Here is an 18,340-nt window from a genome sequence, read left to right as displayed (position 1 = left end):
GTCGCTCTGATAGTCGCGGCGGTTATATCAGTCGCGTCAGTCGCGATACGAAGCGTCGATTTTATCCAGTTTGCGCAGCAGCGCCGGCCACTCGATCACGCCTTCGATGGCGCCGCCATCTTCGAGCTGTTCTGCCGCCCGATCTGCCACTTCCGGCGCGGGCGCGACGACCTCGCCGCCGGCAAGCGCGTGGATCTGGATCTCGCATGCCTTGATGAGCGTGGCCATCAGCACGTGCGCCTCGGCCACGGTACGGCCGATGGTCAGCGTTCCGTGATTGCGCAGCAACATGGCGAAACGGTTGCCCAACGATGCGGTAAGGCGGCTGCCCTCTTCCGGCGTGAACGCAAGGCCTTCGTAATCGTGATACGCGATGCGCCGGTGAAACCGCAGCGCATGCTGAGACAGCGGCAGCAGCCCGTGCTTCTGCGCCGACACGGCAATGCCCGCCGTGTTATGCAGATGGATCACGCACTGCGCGTCGGGCCGGGCGGCGTGCACGGCTGCGTGCAATGCGAAACCGGTCACGTTAACGGAGGGATGCGTGGCCGCATCGGGCCAGACGCCGACGAGCTGGCCGCGGCCATTGATCTTGACCAGGTTGGATGCGGTGATCTCGTCGAACGCGAGGCCGAAAGCGTTGATCAGGAAGTGATCGGGCTCGCCCGGCACGGACGCAGACAGATGGGTGTAGACCAGATCGTCCCAACCGTTGAGCGCGGCCAGTCGGTACGCGGCGGCAAGGTCGACCCGCACAGCGCGCTCGGCTTGGCTGATCTCGCCGCCGGGCACAACGGCATCGGGGCGCAAGGCAAAAGACATGAGGCTCCTCCAATGGAGGAGGCATTCTAGAACGGGCGCGTCGACCGCGTGGTGGGCGCCTTCACATGCCGCGCATCACGCACGCGCCGGGGCCACGCGCTTGACCACAAGAAAGATGACCACGCCGGCCACGAGCGACACGGCTGCCACGGCCAGCGATGCATTGAAGCCGCCCGTGGCCGCAAACAGCCGGTTCGCCAGCGGCGGCCCGGCGATCTGGCCGATGCCATACGCGGCCGTCATCAGCCCCATCAGACGCGGCGCGGCATGCGGCCAGAGCCGGCGGGCCTCGCGCATGGCGAACAGCGTGATCGCCGTGAATGGCAGGCCGAGCAGCGTGCTCGAAAGTGCAAGCCCCGCCACTGTCGGCCAGACGATGCTGATGGTCACGGCAACCGCTTGCATGCCGTAGGCCGTGGCCAGCAGCGAACGGTTGTCGCGCGCCAGGCTGATCCGCGTGGAAAGGAATGCACCGAGCGCCACGCCGGCACCGAACATCGGCCAGAACAGATCGGGCCAGAGCGAACCTGCAGGCAGCACCTTGCGGGCGATCACCGGCAGGAACGTGGCGGTGATGATGTAGCCGAACCCGGCCAGACCGTAGGCAATCGTGAGCGCGCTGGTGGGCGCATCCAGGCCGGGTGCCTTGCCGGACGCGGCTGGCGCCGGAGCGGCATGCGCAGGTGCCTCGGGCCGGATGGTCGACCACACCGCCGCCGAGAGCAGCGCCGACAGCACGCCAAACGCAATCCATGCCGACGTTGCATGCCAACCCAGCGCCACCATGCCGCTGGCCGCCAGCCCCGGAATGGCGATTCCAAGACCCGGCCCGCAGAAGATGATGCCGCCAAGCGCCGCATGCCCAAGTTCGGTCAGCCGATGCAGGCACCAGCCCGCCGTAAAGACGAACACCAGCGCGCTCGCCATGCCTGCCGCAAAGCGCAGCACAAGCCACGCCGGCTGCCCTTGCAGAACGCCCATTCCGGCGGTCAGCAGCACCGTCGCGACCAGACCGATTCGGATGAGCCGTGCCGCTTCGCCGCGCACCGCCATGCACGCCAGCGCGCCCACGAAATAGCCGAGGTAGTTGCCGGTGGCGAGCCAGCTACCCTGGGCCAGCGTCAAGCTGCCGTCGTGAAGCATCATCGGCAAGATCGGCGTAAAGGCGAAGCGGCCGATGCCCATCGCCACGGACAGCGCAACCATGCCCGCAACCGCCACGCGCCAGGCGGCGGCCCGCTGGGAATGCGCGGCGGACAAGGCTGGGGTGGACGACAGCGTGTGCTCCATGGAAGGGCCTGGATGGGGAAATCGGCACTTCATCGTACGCAAGGCCGTTCATCCTGAAAAATGAATTATATTGAACGAACCCATTAGCATTTGAGATACATCATGGATCTGTCCTCGCTAGAGATCTTCCGGACGGTCGTGCGGGAAGGCGGCGTCACGCGGGCGGCCCAGCAGTTGAATCGCGTGCAGTCGAATGTGACGACACGCATCCGCCAGCTCGAAGCGTCACTCGGCGTGCAGCTGTTCGTGCGCGAAAGCAAGCGCATGGTGCTGACGCCCGCCGGACAGACCCTGCTGACCTACGCCGACGACATCCTCCGTCTGGCCGCCGAGGCCCGCCAGGCCGTGCAGCCGCGCGAGCCGCACGGGCGCCTGCGCATCGCCTCGATGGAAAGCACGGCGGCCAGCCGCCTTCCTGCCCTGCTGGCCACGCTGCATCAACGCTGGCCGCGCGTACAGCTCGAACTGGTGACGATGACCACGCGCCACTCTCTTCAGGCGCTATCGAACTTTGAAGTCGATTGCGCGTTCGTTGCCGAAACGGCGTGCCTGAACAACACGCGCGCCGCCATGACGACGCTGCCGGCATTTGCCGAAGAGCTGGTGCTGATTGCCCACCGCGCCCATCCACCGATCCGCCGCGCGGCGGACGTGCAGACTGCCGGCATGCTCGCGTTCGAACCTGGCTGCGCCTATCGGCAATTGATCGAAGACTGGTTCGCCGCAGACGGCTTGGTGCCGTCCCGCGTGCTGGAGCTTGGCTCGTACCACGCCATCATCGCGTGCGCGGCGGCCGGCATTGGTGTGGCGCTGGTGCCCCGCTCGGTGCTCGAGCTGTATACGAACGCCCCGGAAATCAGCATCCACGCGCTCGGCAAGCCGGGCCGTGTCGACACGCTGCTTGCCTGGCACCGCGACATGGCTGGACCCGCCCTGCAGGCGCTCGTGCAGGTGCTGAGCGAGCCCCAAGCAGCGGCAAGCAAAACCGCGCGGGAAGCCATTGCCGCCTAAACTGAAACCGGATACTGGGACCGTGCCGCCGGTCTGATCGGGCAAAGCGCGGCAATCACGGACGGAGGCGCGAATGCGACCGTCGTTGCGGATGCGGCGTTGGATGGGATGGTTGGCAGCGGTCATCGCCGCGGTCTGGACCAGCCTTGCCGGGGCAGCCGCTCCGGTCGTGGTGTTGCCGGTCACCGGTGCCATTGGGCCGGCCAGCGCAGCCTACGTAATCCGCGGCCTGCAACAGGCACGCGATCAGGGAGCGCAGCTTGTTGTGCTGCAAATGGATACGCCCGGCGGCCTCGATGCGTCGATGCGCCAGATCATTCAGGCCATCCTTGCGTCGCCCGTGCCGGTGGCGGGCTACGTCGCCCCCGGTGGCGCGCGGGCAGCAAGCGCCGGCACCTACATCCTCTACGCCTGCCACGTTGCGGCGATGGCGCCCGCCACGAACCTGGGTGCGGCGTCTCCCGTGGCGATCGGCATGGGCGGCCATGCCCCGAGCCCCGGCGACGGCGCCAAGCCGGCAAGCGCACCAGCCGCCCCTTCCAGCAACGAAGACACCCTCGCCCGCAAGCAGATGCACGACGCGGCGGCGTACATCCGCGGGCTGGCGCAACTGCGCGGTCGCAACGCGGAATGGGCCGAGCGCGCCGTGCGTGAGGCCGTGAGCCTCGACGCGACCGAAGCCGCCAGCCAGCACGTGGTCGACCTTGTTGCCGCAAGCCTTCCTGATCTGCTCAAGCAAGTCGACGGCCGCGCGGTGCGCACGTCCGCCGGCGACGTCACGCTGCGTACAGCCGAGGCAACCATCGTCACGCTGGAGCCGGACTGGCGCAACCACTTCCTCGGCGTCATTACCGACCCGAGCCTGGCGCTGTTGCTGCTGACGGTGGGCGTGTATGCACTGATCTTCGAGTTCTCGACCCCTGGGATGGTCGTGCCCGGCATCCTCGGCGCCGTGTGCATCGTAGTGGCGCTCTACGGGCTGCAGATGCTGCCGATCAACTACGCGGGGCTTGCCCTCATTGCACTTGGCCTCGGCTGTATGGTGGCTGAAGCATTCCTGCCGACGTTCGGCGCGCTCGGCGTGGGCGGCATCGTTGCGTTCGTGCTGGGCGCGGTGATGCTGATCGATACGCAAACCCCGGGCTTTGGCGTGCCGCTTCCGCTCATCATCGGACTGGCCTTCGTAAGCCTGACCGTTGTTCTAGCGCTCTCCAGCCTGGCGGTGCGTGCGCGACGGCGGCCGATCGTGACCGGCGGCGATACGCTCATCGGCATGACAGGCGAAGTAGTGGACGTCGATACACCGGACGCCGATGCCGACAGCGACGGCTGGGCGCGCATCCATGGCGAGCGCTGGCGCGTGCGCTGCGATGGTGGCATCGCGCGTGGCGATCAGGTGCGTGTGATCGCCCGGCGTGGGCTGACACTGATGGTGGAACCCGTTGCCCCCCTCGCCGCGTCTTCATAAGGAGAAGAAAAATGCTTTACGGCTTCTTCAGCGCAGGCGGCCTGATCTTCCTGGCCGTGCTGCTGGTCATCTCGTCGTTCCGGGTGCTGCGCGAATACGAGCGCGGCGTGGTGTTTCTGCTGGGCCGCTTCTGGCGCGTGAAGGGGCCGGGGCTGGTGCTGATCGTGCCGGCGATCCAGCAAATGGTGCGCGTGGATCTGCGCACGGTGGTGATGGACGTGCCGCCGCAGGATGTGATCTCGCACGACAACGTGTCGGTCAAGGTCAATGCGGTGGTGTACTTCCGGGTGGTCGATCCGGAGCGCGCCATCATCCAGGTGGCCAACTATCTGGAAGCGACCAGCCAGCTCGCCCAGACGACGCTGCGGGCCATCCTGGGCAAACACGAGCTGGACGAGATGCTGGCCGAGCGCGAAAAGCTCAACCTCGACATCCAGAAGGTGCTCGACATCCAGACCGACCCGTGGGGCATCAAGATCGCGAACGTGGAGATCAAACACGTCGACCTGAACGAATCGATGATCCGCGCCATCGCCCGCCAGGCCGAGGCCGAGCGCGAACGCCGCGCCAAGGTCATCCACGCAGAAGGCGAACTGCAGGCATCGGAAAAGCTGCTCGAAGCTGCACGCATGCTGGCCCAGCAGCCCGAGGCGATCCAGTTGCGCTATCTCCAGACGCTCACGCAGATTGCGGGCGACAGAAGCTCGACGATTGTCTTCCCGCTGCCGATGGAAGTGCTGGGCGCGGTAAAGAAAGCCGCCGGCGGCTGACCCGCATCACAGATCGATCTTCATGCCGAGCTTGAACAGCCGCGGCGCCCCCATCGACAGACGGTTGTTGCCGGCGCCCGCCCAGTAGCGCTTGTCGGTCAGGTTGTCGACATTGAATTGCAGCGTCGCGCGCTTGCCCGAAATCCGCGTCACATAGCGCACGCCTGCACTGAAAAGCGTCGTGCCGCCAAGCTCTGCCTGGTTGGCGTCGTTCACAGGTCGTGGGCCAAGGTAGTAGGCGCCCGCGTTGAACGAGACAGCACGCAGCATCGGCAACGTGTATTCGGCAAAGACGCTGGCAGTGCTGCGCGGCGTGTTTTCCGGCGTCTTTGCGTCGAGGCCGTTGCCGACGCCGCGGAACTTCGCGTCCGTCCAGCCGGCCGAGGCCAGCAGCGACAAATCCTGGGTGACGCGGCCTTGCGCGGTCAGCTCGATACCCCGAATCCGCTCGCGGCCGTCCTGCACGAAGATGTTCGCGTCGTTGGTGTAGCTCGCCGCGCGGTCGATGTCGTACACGGCAGCGGCGAGTTGCGTGCCGGCCGGCGTTTCGTAGCGCACGCCCACTTCCTTCTGCTCGGACAGCGCAGGCGGCATGGCCACGTTGGCGTTGGCGGCCGTGTTCGGAGCCCGCGCGCCGGCTTCCAAGCCCTGCGCGTACGACGCATACGCCGACAGCGCCGGCGTGAACTTGTAGATGACGGCCCCCAGCGGCGTGGTCTTGCTGGCCTCGTAGCGGTTGGGCGCCTGCTCGCTGGTATAGCGCGTGTAGCGCAGGCCCAAGATGACTTGCCAGTGCTCCGACAGCGTCATGCGATCCAGCGCGTAGACGCCCGTATCAACCGCGCGCTGCTCGGCGGTAAAGCCGGTGTCAGTGGTCGGCAGCCAGCCAAGGTCGACCGGGTTGTACAGATTCTGCGTGCCGGAAAAGCGGTCGGAGTACACCGCCGCCTGGCGCATGTCGGAACGCGCAATGCCGAAGGTCAGGTCATGCGTGATCCAACCCGTCTTCTCGGTACCGGAAACGTCGGCCCGCACGTGGCTGGTGTTCCAGCGACCGCTCTGCCGCTGGCCCGACAGCGTGCCGGCCCCCGTCAGCGTGTTCGTCAGCCGAAATTCGGAGAACGCCCGCGTCCGCGCCGTCTCCGACACGCCACCCTCCACCGTCAGCAGCCATGCATCGGCGAGCGCGTAATCGGCACGCAGCAACGCGTTTGTGTTGTTGCCGTCAAAGTCGGCCCAACCCGGCGAAATGCGTTTGCTCGGGTCGGGCATGGCCGGCAAGGTGATGACGCCGTTTTTGGCGGCGGGCAGCGTCACCACCGACTGTTCGATGATGACCTTGCGCGAATATTCCACGTCGGCTTTCAGGCTGAGCCGGCTGTTGACCTTCCAGTCGAAGGCCACGGCGGCAAGCTGGCGCGTGCCGTCAATGCCGTTGGTAGGCGACTGCAACGAGCCGCCCGCCGCGTTGAAGCGCAGGCCATATTGATTGTCTTCACCAAAACGGCGCCCCACGTCCAGCGTGCCGACCACGCTGCCGTTGCTGTCGAACTGCATGCCCAGCGTCGTCACCGGCGTGTTGCCGGCCCGCTTGGTCACGAAATTCACCACGCCGCCCGGCGTCGTGTAGCCGTAATACAGCGCTGACACGCCTTTCAGCACCTCCACGCGTTCCTTGTCTTCCAGCGGGATCGCCGTGAGTGCAGCCATCGGCATCGAGCCGTTGAAGCGGAAATTGGTGCGGTTCTCCAGCGTCACGCCGCGGATGGCGAGGTTGTCGAACGTTTCGCCTGAAAGCTGCTGGCGCGTCACGCCCGCCGTATTGCGCAGCGCGTCGTACAGCGACGTGTCCTGCTGCGCATCAAGCGCCTCGCGCGTGACCACGTTCACGGTGGCGGGAATGTCGCGCAACGCCATCCCGCGGAACGCTCCGACCTGCGCCGTGCTGGCTGCAAAGCCCCGCTGGCTGCCTGCCGTGACGGTCGTCTCGTTCAGGTCGACCGTGGCACCACCTGTGGCCGGCTGGCCGGCTTCGGCATGCGCCAATGTGGAAACGGCAAGAGGAATGGCGGCCAGCGCGCACGAGAAGGCGCGAGCCGCGAGATGACGGTTCATCGCGGGCAAAGGGTCGATCAGGATTGGCGAAACCGGACGCGCGGAAATGCGCTGAGAGAAGAGAAAACGCGCCGCAATACATCACGCGGCGCGTCGATCCGTTGGCTGGCAGGTGGAAACCCGCTGGCTCGCCCGGTAGGAGCGATGGTCAGCGGTCGGGCATTCGCCCCTGGCCTTCCATCAAATGATAATGATTCGCATTATATAGATTGAAATGTGATGTCAGCAACTGTTAATTCGTCGGCACCCCCTGTTTCCACTGGGGCCAGTGCTGCACGATGTCGTCCAATAACGGCTTGGCCGCATTGACGAGGTTGTGCGTGGCCGGCACAAAGCCGCCCTGCTGCGCGTAGTTGATGAGCCCGTCGGAGGCGGTCTGGCCGTCGTACGGACGGTCAAAGTCGGACCCGGCGCGCAGCAGTGCCACGCGGCTGAAATCGACCTTCCCGGCACGGGCGCCGCGCGTCAACACTTCGAGCGTGGCGTTGTCTTCCTGCGCCGTCGTGCAGTATGTGCCCTTGTTGTCGGTCATCGTCTTTACCCAGTCACGCGCCCGCTGGCCCAGGTTACGGCCGGCCCACCATGTATCAGCGGAAGCCACGTCGCACTGGATGACGGCGGGTGGTTGGTTGGCCGGCGCATACGCATAGTTTTTGCGGAAGGCGATGGCCTCTGGGCTGTCTTCCAGCGTCGCCGATTTCGACAGCGTGTAGGCCTTCTGCAGCAACGTCTCGTTGAGTTGGAACACTTCGGTGCGGTAGTCCATCGGCGGCTTCTCGCCCGGGCCCTTCGTGCCGATGCCGAAGTAGCCGTACGGCCAGCCGGCCGGCATCTCGCGCGCATCGATCTCGTGCGAGAGACCGTAATCGACCGCATACCGCGCCCACGCCGCCGAGCCCACCGTCCCCTGCCCAGGATCGATGCCCGCAATGCCGGCAATCACAAAGTAGGTGTGCGAGAGGTCCAGCTTGCTGCGATAGAGCAACGCAGAAATCGTCGACGCCGCATTCGCATACCCCATGCCCGTGGTGACCTGACAGATGCCGTCGTAGTTGCACAGCATGTTCGGCGCGTCGGGCGACAGGCCGGAGATATAGACCTTCTCCTTCAGATCGTAACGGTCGATAAAGGGTTGGGCTTCGCCCTGAAACATGTTGATGACGATGACCTTGACGCCGTCAAACGCACAGCTGTTCAAGGTCAGCGCCGCGGCACCGATCGCGCAGAGCCTGGCGATGGATCGCATGGGGGTCTTGAGTGGGGAATCGATCATGGCGAAGGCACTCCGTGTTTCCACACGCTCCAGCGCGTGACGATCTCGTTGACCAGCGGGCCGCCCGCCAGATACAGGTTGTTGAGCGACGGCACGAACCCGCCCGAGTTGCTGTTGACCAGCGAGTCGTACGGCGTCTGCCCCGGATACGGCCTATCGAAGTTGGACGCGGTGCGCAGCACGGCCACACGCTGCAGGTCGAGCAGGCCTGCCTTGGAGCCGCGCGTGAGCGCCTCGAACGTGGCGTTGTCTTCCTGCTGCGTGGTGCAGTACGTGCCCTGCCCGTCCGTCAGCAGCTTGACCCAGGCTGCTTCGCGCTCGCCCAGCTTGGCGCCGTGCCAGTATGTGTTGCCGGCAGCGGTGTCGCATTGCACGACGGAAGGCGGCTGGTTGGCCGGTGCACTCGGGTAGTTGGCGCGATAGGCCCGCGCGGTGGCGTTGTCGTCCAGCACCGCGCCCTTGGAGAGCGCCAGCGCCTTCTGCAGCAGCGCCTCGTTCACGCGGAAGACTTCGGTCTTGTAATCCAGCGGCGGCTTCTGTCCGGGGCCCTGCGTGTTGATGCCGATGAAGCCGCCGGGCCAGTTGGCGGGCACCTCGCGCGCATCGATCTCCCACGCAATGTCGCTGTCGACGAGGAAGCGCGCCCACGCAGCGCTGCCGAGCGTGCCCTGCGAAGGATCGATCCCCGCAATGCCAGCCACAAGGAAGTACGTGCGCTGCAGATCGAACTTGCCGCTGTAGATCAGCGCCGAGACCGACGACGCGGCATTCGCCTTGCCCATGCCCGTGGTGAGCTGGCAGACGTCGCTGGCGTTGCAATGCACGTTCGGATAGTCGATGGACAGGCCCGGCACCGGCACGTCTTGCGTGAGGCCAAGCTTGTCGATCCACGGCTGCGCCTCGGGCGCGAACATGCTGATGATGAGCACCTTGACCTTGCGCGCGTGCGATTCCGGTGCGAGTTGCGCACCCGGCTGCGTCGACGCGCCAACGCCTGCCGCCAGCAACGCGCCAACCGCGACGGCACGCGCCAATCGTTTGCCTTTGCGCCCGAGCAGCCGGTGCGGCGGCTGCGGAGGCGGGGCGTCGACCTTGTCAGATAGGACGCTCATGGTTCTCCTCGGATTTGGGGATAGGGATGGGATCAACCCGCGCTGTGGGGAACAGCGCGCGCCACCGATGCAAATTGCCTGCCAAGGGGCACGCAATCGCTACACAATCGGCAACGTTTTCCCGGTATAGGCCATGGCTGGGCCTGTCTCCAGCCGGGCGACATTCCCCGCTTGTTCTCATGGCGCAGACAAGCCCCAACGGAGGGCGCGCTGTGCCCCGAAAGTCGCGCGGCCTGCACCACGGAAATCCGTTGCTCAGGTTTGTGAGGCGCCGCTCAGGTTCTCCGAGTGGACCCAGTTCTGGTCGGGCGCCCGCCATGGCGACCGAAATGAGCGCCTGCGCGTCTTCCTGCTGGACACCACGCCACCGCCCTGATCGCCTCCAAACAAAACGGCGCGCGCCCCGTTGCCGGGAGCGCGCGCCGTCTAGCGCATTCTTGTCGAACGCGTTACATCAAACCTTCTGCTGTACCCACGCTGCCACGCCGGCCAGCGCCTGCGGCAGGTTGTCCGGCTCCGTGCCGCCGGCCTGGGCCATGTCCGGGCGGCCGCCGCCCTTGCCGCCGACTTGCTGGGCGACAAAGTTGACCAGCTCGCCCGCCTTGACCTTGGCCGTGGCGTCAGCCGTCACGCCCGCAATCAGCGCAACCTTGCCGTCGCTCACGCTGCCCAGCACGATGGCTGCGGTCTGCAGTTTGTCCTTGAGCTTGTCCATGGTCTCGCGCAACGTCTTGGCATCGGCGCCGTCCAGCTTGGCAGCCAGCACCTTGATGCCGGCAACGTCCACGGCCTGGCTCACGAGTTCGTCGCCCTGGCTGGCGGCCAGCTTCGACTTCAGACGCTCCAGTTCCTTCTCGAGCGTCTTGACCTGGTCCTGCACCTGCACGATGCGCGACGTCAGTTCCGACGGCTGCGCACGCAGCGCGGCAGCCGCTTCGTTGATGCGTGTATCGAGCGTCTGCAGGTAGTGCAGCACGTTGTCGCCAGTGATGGCCTCCACACGGCGAATCCCTGCCGCCACGCCCGATTCGCTCACGATCTTGAACAGGCCGATGTCGCCCGTGCGCGCCACGTGCGTGCCGCCACACAGTTCCTTCGACGAACCGATCGACAGCACGCGCACTTCGTCGCCGTACTTCTCGCCGAAGAGGGCCATTGCGCCATTCTTGACCGCGTCGTCAAAGCCCATGAGCTGGGCGTTCGTCCCGGCGTTGGCAAAAATTTCTGCGTTGACACGCGCTTCCACTTCGCGAATCTGCAGCGGCGTCATCGGTGCGTTGTGCGAGAAGTCGAAGCGGGTTTTTTCTGCATCCACCAGCGAGCCCTTCTGCTGCACGTGGCTGCCCAGCACTTCGCGCAGGGCCTTGTGCATCAGGTGGGTGGCCGAGTGGTTGCGCATGGTGCGCGCGCGGCGCACTGCGTCCACCTCCGCCGCCACGGCATCGCCAACCTTCAGCACGCCGGTGCGCAGCTCGCCGTGGTGGCCGAACACGTCCGGCTGCACCTTGAGCGTGTCGACCACATCAAACCAGACGGTCGCAGCCTTGAGCGTGCCCTGGTCGCCAACCTGGCCGCCCGATTCCGCATAGAACGGGGTGTGGTCCAGCACCACCACGCCGGTCTGGCCCGGGTGCATTTCCTGCACCGATGCGCCATCCACAAACAGCGCCGTCACCCGCGCGGTTTCGCGCACGAGCTGCTCGTAGCCGTGGAACGTTGTCTTGTCGCCGGTGTAGTCGAGCGTGCCGGCGGCCATCTTGAACTTGCCGGCCGCGCGTGCCTGCTCGCGCTGGCGGTTCATGGCGGCGTCAAAGGCCGCTTCGTCGACGATCACGTCGTTCTCGCGGCAGACGTCTTGCGTCAGGTCCAGCGGGAAACCGTAGGTGTCGTGCAGCTTGAAGGCCAGTTCGCCGTCGAGCATCTTGGCACCCGAGGTCTTCAGCTCGCCCAGCGCGGCGTCGAGGATCGACATGCCGTGCTCGATGGTCTCGAAGAAGCGCGCCTCTTCCGTACGCAGCACTTCGACCACACGGTCGCGCGCCTCGCGCAACTCCGGATAGGCCTCGCCCATCTGCGCGACGAGGTCGTCCACGAGCTTGTGGAAGAACGCTGCGCGGCAGCCGAGCTTGTAACCGTGGCGGATGGCGCGGCGGATGATCCGGCGCAGCACATAGCCACGGCCCTCATTGCCCGGGATCACGCCGTCGATGATCAGGAACGAGCATGCGCGGATGTGGTCGGCAATCACGCGCAGCGAGTTGTTGGCCAGATCCTTGGTGTTGGTCTCGCGCGCGGCGGCAGCGATGAGCGCCTGGAACAGGTCGATCTCGTAGTTGCTGTGCACGTGCTGCAGGATGGCAGCCAGGCGTTCCATGCCCATGCCGGTGTCGACGCACGGTGCGGGCAGCGGGGTCAGCGTGTATTCGCCGGTCGCCGGATCGAGCTGGCGATCGAACTGCATGAACACGTTGTTCCAGATTTCGATGTAGCGGTCGCCGTCGGCTTCAGGGCTTCCCGGGGGGCCGCCCCAGACGTCGGGGCCATGGTCGTAGAAGATTTCCGAGCACGGGCCGCACGGGCCGGTTTCGGCCATCTGCCAGAAGTTGTCGGAGGCATAGGGCGCGCCCTTGTTGTCGCCGATGCGCACGACGCGCTCGGGCGGCAGGCCAATGACCTTGGTCCAGATGTCGTAGGCCTCGTCGTCGGTCTGGTAGACGGTGGCCCACAGCTTCTCGGCCGGCAGCTTGTATTCCTGCGTCAGCAGCTCCCACGCCCACACGAGTGCGTCGCGCTTGAAGTAGTCGCCGAACGACCAGTTGCCGAGCATTTCGAAGAACGTGTGGTGGCGCGCCGTATAGCCGACGTTTTCCAGGTCGTTGTGCTTGCCGCCGGCGCGCAGGCAGCGCTGCACGGAGGCCGCACGCACGTACGGGCGCTTGTCGGTACCGAGGAAGACGTCCTTGAACTGCACCATGCCGGAGTTGGTGAACAGCAGCGTCGGGTCGTTGCCCGGCACCAGCGGCGAGGAGCGCACCACGGTGTGGCCCTTGCCCTCAAAGAACGTCAGGAATTTTTGGCGGATATCGGAGGCTTTCATGTCGCGGGGTGCCGGAGTCAGCATGGCGCCTGGGGCAACCGCCCGGCGCATCTTGGATCAGTGCAAACTATTGATTATACGGGGTTGCTAATGTGTTAGCGCCCATTCGTCGCATGGGGCTGGGGGTACCCCGGAGCGTGGTGTAGAGTGCACCCGTTCCAATCGTGTCGATTCGTCAATCCATGGGCGCTCTGAGCCATCTCCGTGTTCTCGACCTGACCCGCGTACTTGCCGGCCCCTGGTGCGCGCAGAACCTTGCCGATTTTGGCGCCGACGTCATCAAAGTGGAGCGTCCCGGCGCCGGCGACGACACGCGCACCTGGGGCCCGCCGTGGCTCAAGGACGAAGCCGGCCAGGACACCGCCGAGGCCGCCTACTACCTGGCCGCCAACCGCAACAAGCGCTCGATCACGGTCGACATCAGCACGCCCGAGGGCCAGGACATCGTCCGCCAGCTCGCCGCGCACGCCGATGTGGTGCTCGAGAACTACAAGGTCGGCCAGCTCGCGAAATACGGGCTCGACTACGCATCGATCAAGGCCGTGAAGCCAGACCTCGTCTACTGCTCCATCACGGGCTTCGGCCAGACCGGTCCTTACGCCGCCCGCGCCGGCTATGACTTCATCGTGCAAGGCATGGGCGGCTTCATGAGCCTGACCGGCGAGCGCGACGACCTGCCCGGCGGCGGTCCGCAAAAGGCCGGCGTGGCCATCTCGGATTTGATGACCGGCATGTACGCCACCGTGGCCGTGCTCGCCGCGCTCGCGCACCGGGACCGCACGGGCGAAGGCCAGTACATCGACATGGCGTTGCTCGACGTGCAGGTCGCCATGCTGGCCAACATGAACACCAACTACCTCGCCAGCGGCCAGGCGCCCAAGCGCTGGGGCAATGCGCATCCGAACATCGTGCCGTATCAGACGTTCCAGGCGGCCAACGGCTGGATCATCGTGGCAGTCGGCAACGACGGCCAGTTCCGGCGCTTTGTCGAGACCGGCGGCATGCCCGAGCTGGCCGACGACCCGCGCTTTGCCACCAACCCGCAGCGCGTGGCCAACCGGGACGTGCTGGTGCCGATCCTGGCCGAGATGGTCAAGCGCTTGAGCAAAGGCGAATGGATCGACAAGCTCGAAGCCGCCGGTGTGCCGTGCGGCCCGATCAATTCGCTCGACGAGGTGTTCAACAACGAGCAGGTGCAGGCGCGCGGCCTGCGCGTCGACCTGCCTCACCCCAGCGCCGGCACCGTCAAGCTTGTCGGCAGCCCCGTCAAGATGAGCGCCACGCCGCCCAAGGCCGCGAGCCACCCGCCGCTGCTGGGCGAACACACCGAGGCTGTGCTGCGCGACGTGCTGAACCTGAACAGGGAGCAGATCGAAACGCTGCGCGCGCGCGGCGTGATCTGAGCCCTGCAATCCACGCCAACCCTTCCCCACCCTGATGAGGTCAACATGTGGCTTGATGCGTTGCTGGCTTACCTGCATTACATCTCGATCTTCACGCTGATCGTTTTTCTCACCGCCGAGGCCGTGGTGCTGCGCCCGGACACGACGCCCGAGATCCGCAAGCGCCTGGCACGTTATGACGCCGTGTTCGGCTTTGCTGCACTCGCGGTGCTGATCACGGGGTTGCTGCGCGTGTTCTACGGCGCCAAGGGCTACGCGTTCTATGTCCACAACCCGGTATTCCACGTCAAGGTGGGCCTGTTCATTCTCGTGGGGCTGATGTCGATTGTTCCGACCATCAACATCCTGCGCTGGAAGAAGCAGGGCAAGACGCTGCCCGACTTCGTGCCCACGCCGTCGGAGATTGCCAAGACGCGCCGCTGGGTCATGGTCGAGTCGCACCTGATCATCTTCATTCCGCTGGCGGCCGTGCTGATGGCGCGCGGTATCGGCATGTAATTGCACCGGGGGACGCGCAACCCGCGTGGTGCGGCCCCAATGTTGCTCAGGGCAACGCTAGGGACAAACCCTGAACCGTTTGCCCGGGGCGCCGCGCCGGCTCATGAAGCGGCATGCCCTCCCCTCCGCAAGCTGCTTGAAAGCCGGTCTGCTTAGCGTGCAAACTTGGTCGCCTTACCAGGCATAAGGCGGCCCGCCTAACCCGCGCGGCACGCCATCCCAAGGAGACCAGACTTGCAGAACGATCCACGAGGTCGTCCGGTGATCCGCAGTCACCAGGACTTTGCATCCGGCGTCATGTTCATCGTCGCCGGTGCGGCGTTTGCCATTCTGGCGCGCAGCTACCGCATGGGCACCGCCAGCAGCATGGGCCCGGGCTACTTCCCGTTCTGGCTGGGCGTGGTGCTTGTGCTGCTGGGCGTGGTGGTGGTCGTGCAATCGCTGTCGCGCAAGGGCGTGGTCGACCGCATTCCGCGTTGGGACGTCAAAACGCTGCTGTGGGTTCTCGGCTCCGTGGTGCTGTTCGGGCTGCTGCTGCAACCGCTTGGGCTGGTGCTCTCGCTTGTGGTGCTCGTGCTGGTCTCCAGCATGGCCAGCCACGAGTTCACGCTCAAGGGTGCGGCCGGTACCGCCATCGTGATGGTGGTGATGAGCCTCGCGGCGTTTGTCTATGGGCTCAAGCTGCAGTTCCCGGTGTGGCCCGCCTTCATCGGCAATTGAGCGCGAGGCACACGACACCATGGACCTCTTTGCCAACCTCGCGCTCGGCTTTTCGACCGCGCTTTCCATCCAGAACCTGATCTACGCGTTCATCGGCTGCGTGCTCGGTACGCTGATCGGCGTGCTGCCGGGCCTGGGCCCCATCGCCACGATTGCGATGCTGCTGCCGGCCACGTACGCGCTGCCGCCGGTGGCCGCGCTGATCATGCTGGCCGGCATCTACTACGGTGCGCAGTACGGCGGTTCCACCACGGCCATCCTCGTCAATCTGCCGGGCGAATCATCTTCGGTGGTGACCACCATCGATGGCTACCAGATGGCGCGGCGCGGGCGCGCGGGCGTGGCGCTCGCCACCGCGGGCTTGGGCTCGTTCTTCGCAGGCTGCGTGGCCACGCTGGTCCTGGCGGCATTTGCCACGCCGCTGTCGGAATTCGCGTTCAACTTCGGGCCGGCGGAGTATTTCTCGCTGATGGTGCTGGGGCTGATCGGCGCGGTGGTGCTGGCGTCGGGCTCGCTCATCAAGGCGATTGCGATGATCGTCCTGGGCCTGCTGCTGGGCCTGGTCGGCACCGATGTTAACTCGGGCACCGCGCGTTATTCGTTCGACGTGCCGGAACTGGCCGACGGGCTGAACTTCGTGTCGGTGGCGATGGGCGTGTTTGGCTTTGCCGAGATCATCGCCAACCTCGAACAGAAGGAGCATCGTGAAACCTTTGTCGAGCACGTGCGTAACCTCTGGCCCAGCCGCGAAGATTTCAAGCGCATGATCCCGGCCGTACTGCGCGGCACGGCGCTGGGCTCGCTCCTGGGCATCCTGCCGGGCGGCGGCGCGACGCTGGCATCGTTCGCGTCGTACTCGCTGGAGAAGAAGACCTCGAAGTATTCGAGCGAATTCGGCAAGGGCGCCATCGAGGGCGTGGCCGGCCCCGAATCGGCCAACAACGCCGCAGCGCAGACGTCGTTCATTCCGCTGCTCACGCTCGGCATTCCGCCCAACGCCGTGATGGCGCTGATGGTCGGCGCGATGACCATCCACAACATCCAGCCCGGCCCGCAGGTGATGACGAGCAACCCGGCGCTGTTCTGGGGCCTCATCGCCTCGATGTGGATCGGCAACCTGATGCTGATCGTGTTGAACCTGCCAATGATCGGCGTGTGGGTGCGCCTGTTGAAAGTGCCGTATCGCTTTCTGTATCCGGCCATCCTGGTGTTCTGCTGCATCGGCGTGTATTCGGTGTCGAACACGACGTTCGATATCTTCCAGACCGCGCTCTTCGGCTTGATCGGCTACATGTTCGTCAAGCTGCGCTGCGAACCGGCGCCCATGCTGCTCGGCTTCGTGCTTGGGCCGATGATGGAAGAGAACTTCCGCCGCGCGCTGCTGCTCTCGCGCGGGGATTTCTCCACTTTCGTTACGCGGCCGCTGTCGATGGGGCTGCTGATTGCAGCGGGCATCCTGGTTTTGCTGGTGGCGCTGCCCGTCATCAACAGAAAGCGCGAGGAAGCGTTTCAAGAAGAGTAAGAAAGCGACGTTGCTGCATCGCACCCTACGAAGCCGGAGGCCCGCCCTCCGGTTTTTATTTGCGCACGCGGCGGCGCAGCATTAGAGCCAGACCTCCACTTCAGTTGACGTCGGACACGGCGCTTCGGATAACGGAGGGCGATCGGCCCAAAGAGGTCGACCACCCATCCAATGTCCAGGAGACAACCGAATGTCACAGACTTCCCTGCTCCATGCTGTGTATGGATCAGCGCGCAGCTTCCTGCGCACGCACGCTGCAGCCGCCGTCTTGGCCGCATCCGCCCTCAGCTTGGGTGCCGTCGCGCCGGCGCAGGCCGCCAGCACCTATGCCGCGACGAAGTATCCGATCGTGTTGGTGCATGGCCTGTCGGGCACCAGCAAGTTTCTCGGCGTGGTCGATTACTGGTACCAGATCCCCGAAGACCTGCGCGCCAATGGGGCTAACGTCTACGTGGCCGATGTGTCCGCCTTCAACGATGAAACCGTGCGCGGAGAACAGCTCGTCAGTCAGATCCGCAGCGTGCTTGCCGCCACGGGCGCCGCCAAGGTCAACCTCATTGGTCACAGCCAGGGCGGCCTGACCTCGCGCTATGCGGCGGCAGTGGTGCCGAACCTCGTGGCCTCCGTCACCACCATTGGCACGCCCCACAAAGGGTCGGAGTTTGCGGACTTTGTGGAATCGACACCGGCCCCGTTCCAGGCGCTCGTGAACCTCGGTGCCGACGTATTCGGCTCGGTGCTCGGCTGGTTCAACGGCAACAGCAATCCGCAGAACGGCTTTGCGGCGCTGCATATCCTGTCGACGTCGGGCGCGGCCGATTTCAACAAGGCATTCCCGAGTGCGGGCCTGGCCAGCGGGTGCAACACCAGCAGCGCCACCGACGAGCGCAACGGTAACGTGCAAAAGCTGTATTCCTGGACAGGCCGCTCCACCGCCACCAACCTCCTCGACCTGTTTGATCCGGTGCTGGTCTTCAGCGGCGGCGTCATGCAGGCGCGTGGCTCGGGGACGAACGATGGGCTCGTCTCCGTGTGCAGCGCGAAGTTCGGCCAGGTCTTGTCGACGGATTACGCGTGGAATCACCTGGATGAGGTCAACCAGCTGCTCGGTCTGATCGGTTGGAGCGCGGCCGACCCGGTTGCGGTGATCCGCACGCAGGCCAATCGACTGAAGACTGCAGGCCTCTGACCCTCGAATTGCCTAACGCCGATTGCCACGATGAAGCCCCTGTCGCCATC

The 18,340-nt window shown here is 65.4% G+C and carries 14 protein-coding genes; 8 read left to right on the top strand and 6 right to left on the bottom strand.

What is annotated here, in order from left to right:
- Nucleotides 1-36: 36 nt before the first annotated feature.
- Together CFE42_RS12505 and CFE42_RS12500 are read right to left on the bottom strand one after the other, a co-directional pair.
- Nucleotides 37-822: a class II aldolase/adducin family protein gene (locus tag CFE42_RS12505; RefSeq protein WP_004629377.1), complete on the bottom strand. Its 786-nt coding sequence runs from the start codon at nt 820-822 to the stop codon at nt 37-39.
- Between the two features lie 75 nt (nt 823-897).
- Nucleotides 898-2,112, bottom strand: coding sequence for a YbfB/YjiJ family MFS transporter (locus tag CFE42_RS12500; RefSeq protein ID WP_004629379.1), 1,215 nt, complete (start codon nt 2,110-2,112; stop codon nt 898-900).
- Nucleotides 2,113-2,214: 102 nt separating this feature from the next.
- Between CFE42_RS12500 and CFE42_RS12495 the strand changes: the two genes are divergently transcribed.
- The 3 genes from CFE42_RS12495 (at nt 2,215) to CFE42_RS12485 (ending at nt 5,361) form a co-directional block, all read left to right on the top strand.
- A complete protein-coding gene (locus tag CFE42_RS12495; protein WP_004629381.1) occupies nt 2,215-3,123 on the top strand; it encodes a LysR family transcriptional regulator in 909 nt (302 codons plus the stop codon).
- A gap of 73 nt (nt 3,124-3,196) precedes the next feature.
- Nucleotides 3,197-4,591, top strand: a complete 1,395-nt coding sequence (locus CFE42_RS12490) for a nodulation protein NfeD (protein WP_004629383.1) — start codon at nt 3,197-3,199, stop codon at nt 4,589-4,591.
- 11 nt (nt 4,592-4,602) lie between these two features.
- Nucleotides 4,603-5,361: a slipin family protein gene (locus CFE42_RS12485; protein ID WP_004629386.1), complete on the top strand. Its 759-nt coding sequence runs from the start codon at nt 4,603-4,605 to the stop codon at nt 5,359-5,361.
- Nucleotides 5,362-5,367: 6 nt separating this feature from the next.
- Here CFE42_RS12485 and CFE42_RS12480 read toward each other — a convergent pair whose 3' ends face one another.
- From CFE42_RS12480 to alaS, 4 genes are all read right to left on the bottom strand, one after another.
- Complete coding sequence (locus CFE42_RS12480) at nt 5,368-7,476, bottom strand: TonB-dependent siderophore receptor (protein WP_004629388.1); 2,109 nt, start codon at nt 7,474-7,476, stop codon at nt 5,368-5,370.
- A 232-nt stretch (nt 7,477-7,708) separates the two neighbouring features.
- Nucleotides 7,709-8,749: a purine nucleoside permease gene (locus CFE42_RS12475; protein ID WP_004629390.1), complete on the bottom strand. Its 1,041-nt coding sequence runs from the start codon at nt 8,747-8,749 to the stop codon at nt 7,709-7,711.
- Entirely contained in the window at nt 8,746-9,861 is a 1,116-nt protein-coding gene (locus CFE42_RS12470; protein ID WP_004629392.1) for a purine nucleoside permease, read from the bottom strand. The genes CFE42_RS12475 and CFE42_RS12470 overlap by 4 nt, the downstream gene beginning before the upstream one ends.
- Before the next feature lie 454 nt (nt 9,862-10,315).
- A complete protein-coding gene (gene alaS, locus CFE42_RS12465) occupies nt 10,316-12,958 on the bottom strand; it encodes an alanine--tRNA ligase (protein WP_037043906.1) in 2,643 nt (880 codons plus the stop codon).
- A 182-nt stretch (nt 12,959-13,140) separates the two neighbouring features.
- Between alaS and CFE42_RS12460 the strand changes: the two genes are divergently transcribed.
- The 5 genes from CFE42_RS12460 (at nt 13,141) to CFE42_RS12440 (ending at nt 18,290) form a co-directional block, all read left to right on the top strand.
- Nucleotides 13,141-14,361: a CaiB/BaiF CoA-transferase family protein gene (locus CFE42_RS12460; protein ID WP_004629397.1), complete on the top strand. Its 1,221-nt coding sequence runs from the start codon at nt 13,141-13,143 to the stop codon at nt 14,359-14,361.
- 45 nt (nt 14,362-14,406) lie between these two features.
- Nucleotides 14,407-14,859 carry a DUF2214 family protein gene (locus CFE42_RS12455; RefSeq protein WP_004629398.1) on the top strand — a complete coding sequence of 151 codons (453 nt, stop codon included), beginning with the start codon at nt 14,407-14,409 and terminating at the stop codon, nt 14,857-14,859.
- 297 nt (nt 14,860-15,156) lie between these two features.
- The gene (locus CFE42_RS12450) at nt 15,157-15,579 is read left to right on the top strand and encodes a tripartite tricarboxylate transporter TctB family protein (protein WP_235202039.1); all 423 of its coding nucleotides are present in this window, start codon (nt 15,157-15,159) and stop codon (nt 15,577-15,579) included.
- Nucleotides 15,580-15,598: 19 nt separating this feature from the next.
- Nucleotides 15,599-17,101 (top strand): tripartite tricarboxylate transporter permease, encoded by a 1,503-nt coding sequence (locus CFE42_RS12445; protein WP_004629402.1) that lies wholly within the window; start codon nt 15,599-15,601, stop codon nt 17,099-17,101.
- Nucleotides 17,102-17,291: 190 nt separating this feature from the next.
- On the top strand, nt 17,292-18,290 hold the full coding sequence (locus CFE42_RS12440) for a triacylglycerol lipase (protein WP_004629403.1): 999 nt from the start codon (nt 17,292-17,294) through the stop codon (nt 18,288-18,290).
- Nucleotides 18,291-18,340 lie beyond the last annotated feature (50 nt).

The sequence above is a fragment of the Ralstonia sp. PBBBR1 genome, from assembly GCF_002256165.1.
GTDB classification, from domain to species: domain Bacteria; phylum Pseudomonadota; class Gammaproteobacteria; order Burkholderiales; family Burkholderiaceae; genus Ralstonia; species Ralstonia thomasii.
Note: the sequence above shows the minus strand (reverse complement) of the source record. Positions and strands in the feature narration are given on the sequence as shown.

Bases quoted from the DNA above. Each gene is read 5' to 3' on its own strand.
- CFE42_RS12500 (WP_004629379.1), bottom strand. From the start codon at position 2,112: ATGGAGCACACGCTGTCGTCCACCCCAGCCTTGTCCGCCGCGCATTCC.
- CFE42_RS12490 (WP_004629383.1), top strand. From the start codon at position 3,197: ATGCGACCGTCGTTGCGGATGCGGCGTTGGATGGGATGGTTGGCAGCG.
- CFE42_RS12505 (WP_004629377.1), bottom strand. From the start codon at position 822: ATGTCTTTTGCCTTGCGCCCCGATGCCGTTGTGCCCGGCGGCGAGATC.
- CFE42_RS12445 (WP_004629402.1), top strand. From the start codon at position 15,599: ATGGACCTCTTTGCCAACCTCGCGCTCGGCTTTTCGACCGCGCTTTCC.
- CFE42_RS12495 (WP_004629381.1), top strand. From the start codon at position 2,215: ATGGATCTGTCCTCGCTAGAGATCTTCCGGACGGTCGTGCGGGAAGGC.
- CFE42_RS12475 (WP_004629390.1), bottom strand. From the start codon at position 8,749: ATGATCGATTCCCCACTCAAGACCCCCATGCGATCCATCGCCAGGCTC.
- CFE42_RS12460 (WP_004629397.1), top strand. From the start codon at position 13,141: ATGGGCGCTCTGAGCCATCTCCGTGTTCTCGACCTGACCCGCGTACTT.
- CFE42_RS12480 (WP_004629388.1), bottom strand. From the start codon at position 7,476: ATGAACCGTCATCTCGCGGCTCGCGCCTTCTCGTGCGCGCTGGCCGCC.
- CFE42_RS12470 (WP_004629392.1), bottom strand. From the start codon at position 9,861: ATGAGCGTCCTATCTGACAAGGTCGACGCCCCGCCTCCGCAGCCGCCG.
- CFE42_RS12455 (WP_004629398.1), top strand. From the start codon at position 14,407: ATGTGGCTTGATGCGTTGCTGGCTTACCTGCATTACATCTCGATCTTC.
- CFE42_RS12485 (WP_004629386.1), top strand. From the start codon at position 4,603: ATGCTTTACGGCTTCTTCAGCGCAGGCGGCCTGATCTTCCTGGCCGTG.
- CFE42_RS12450 (WP_235202039.1), top strand. From the start codon at position 15,157: ATGTTCATCGTCGCCGGTGCGGCGTTTGCCATTCTGGCGCGCAGCTAC.
- alaS (WP_037043906.1), bottom strand. From the start codon at position 12,958: ATGAAAGCCTCCGATATCCGCCAAAAATTCCTGACGTTCTTTGAGGGC.
- CFE42_RS12440 (WP_004629403.1), top strand. From the start codon at position 17,292: ATGTCACAGACTTCCCTGCTCCATGCTGTGTATGGATCAGCGCGCAGC.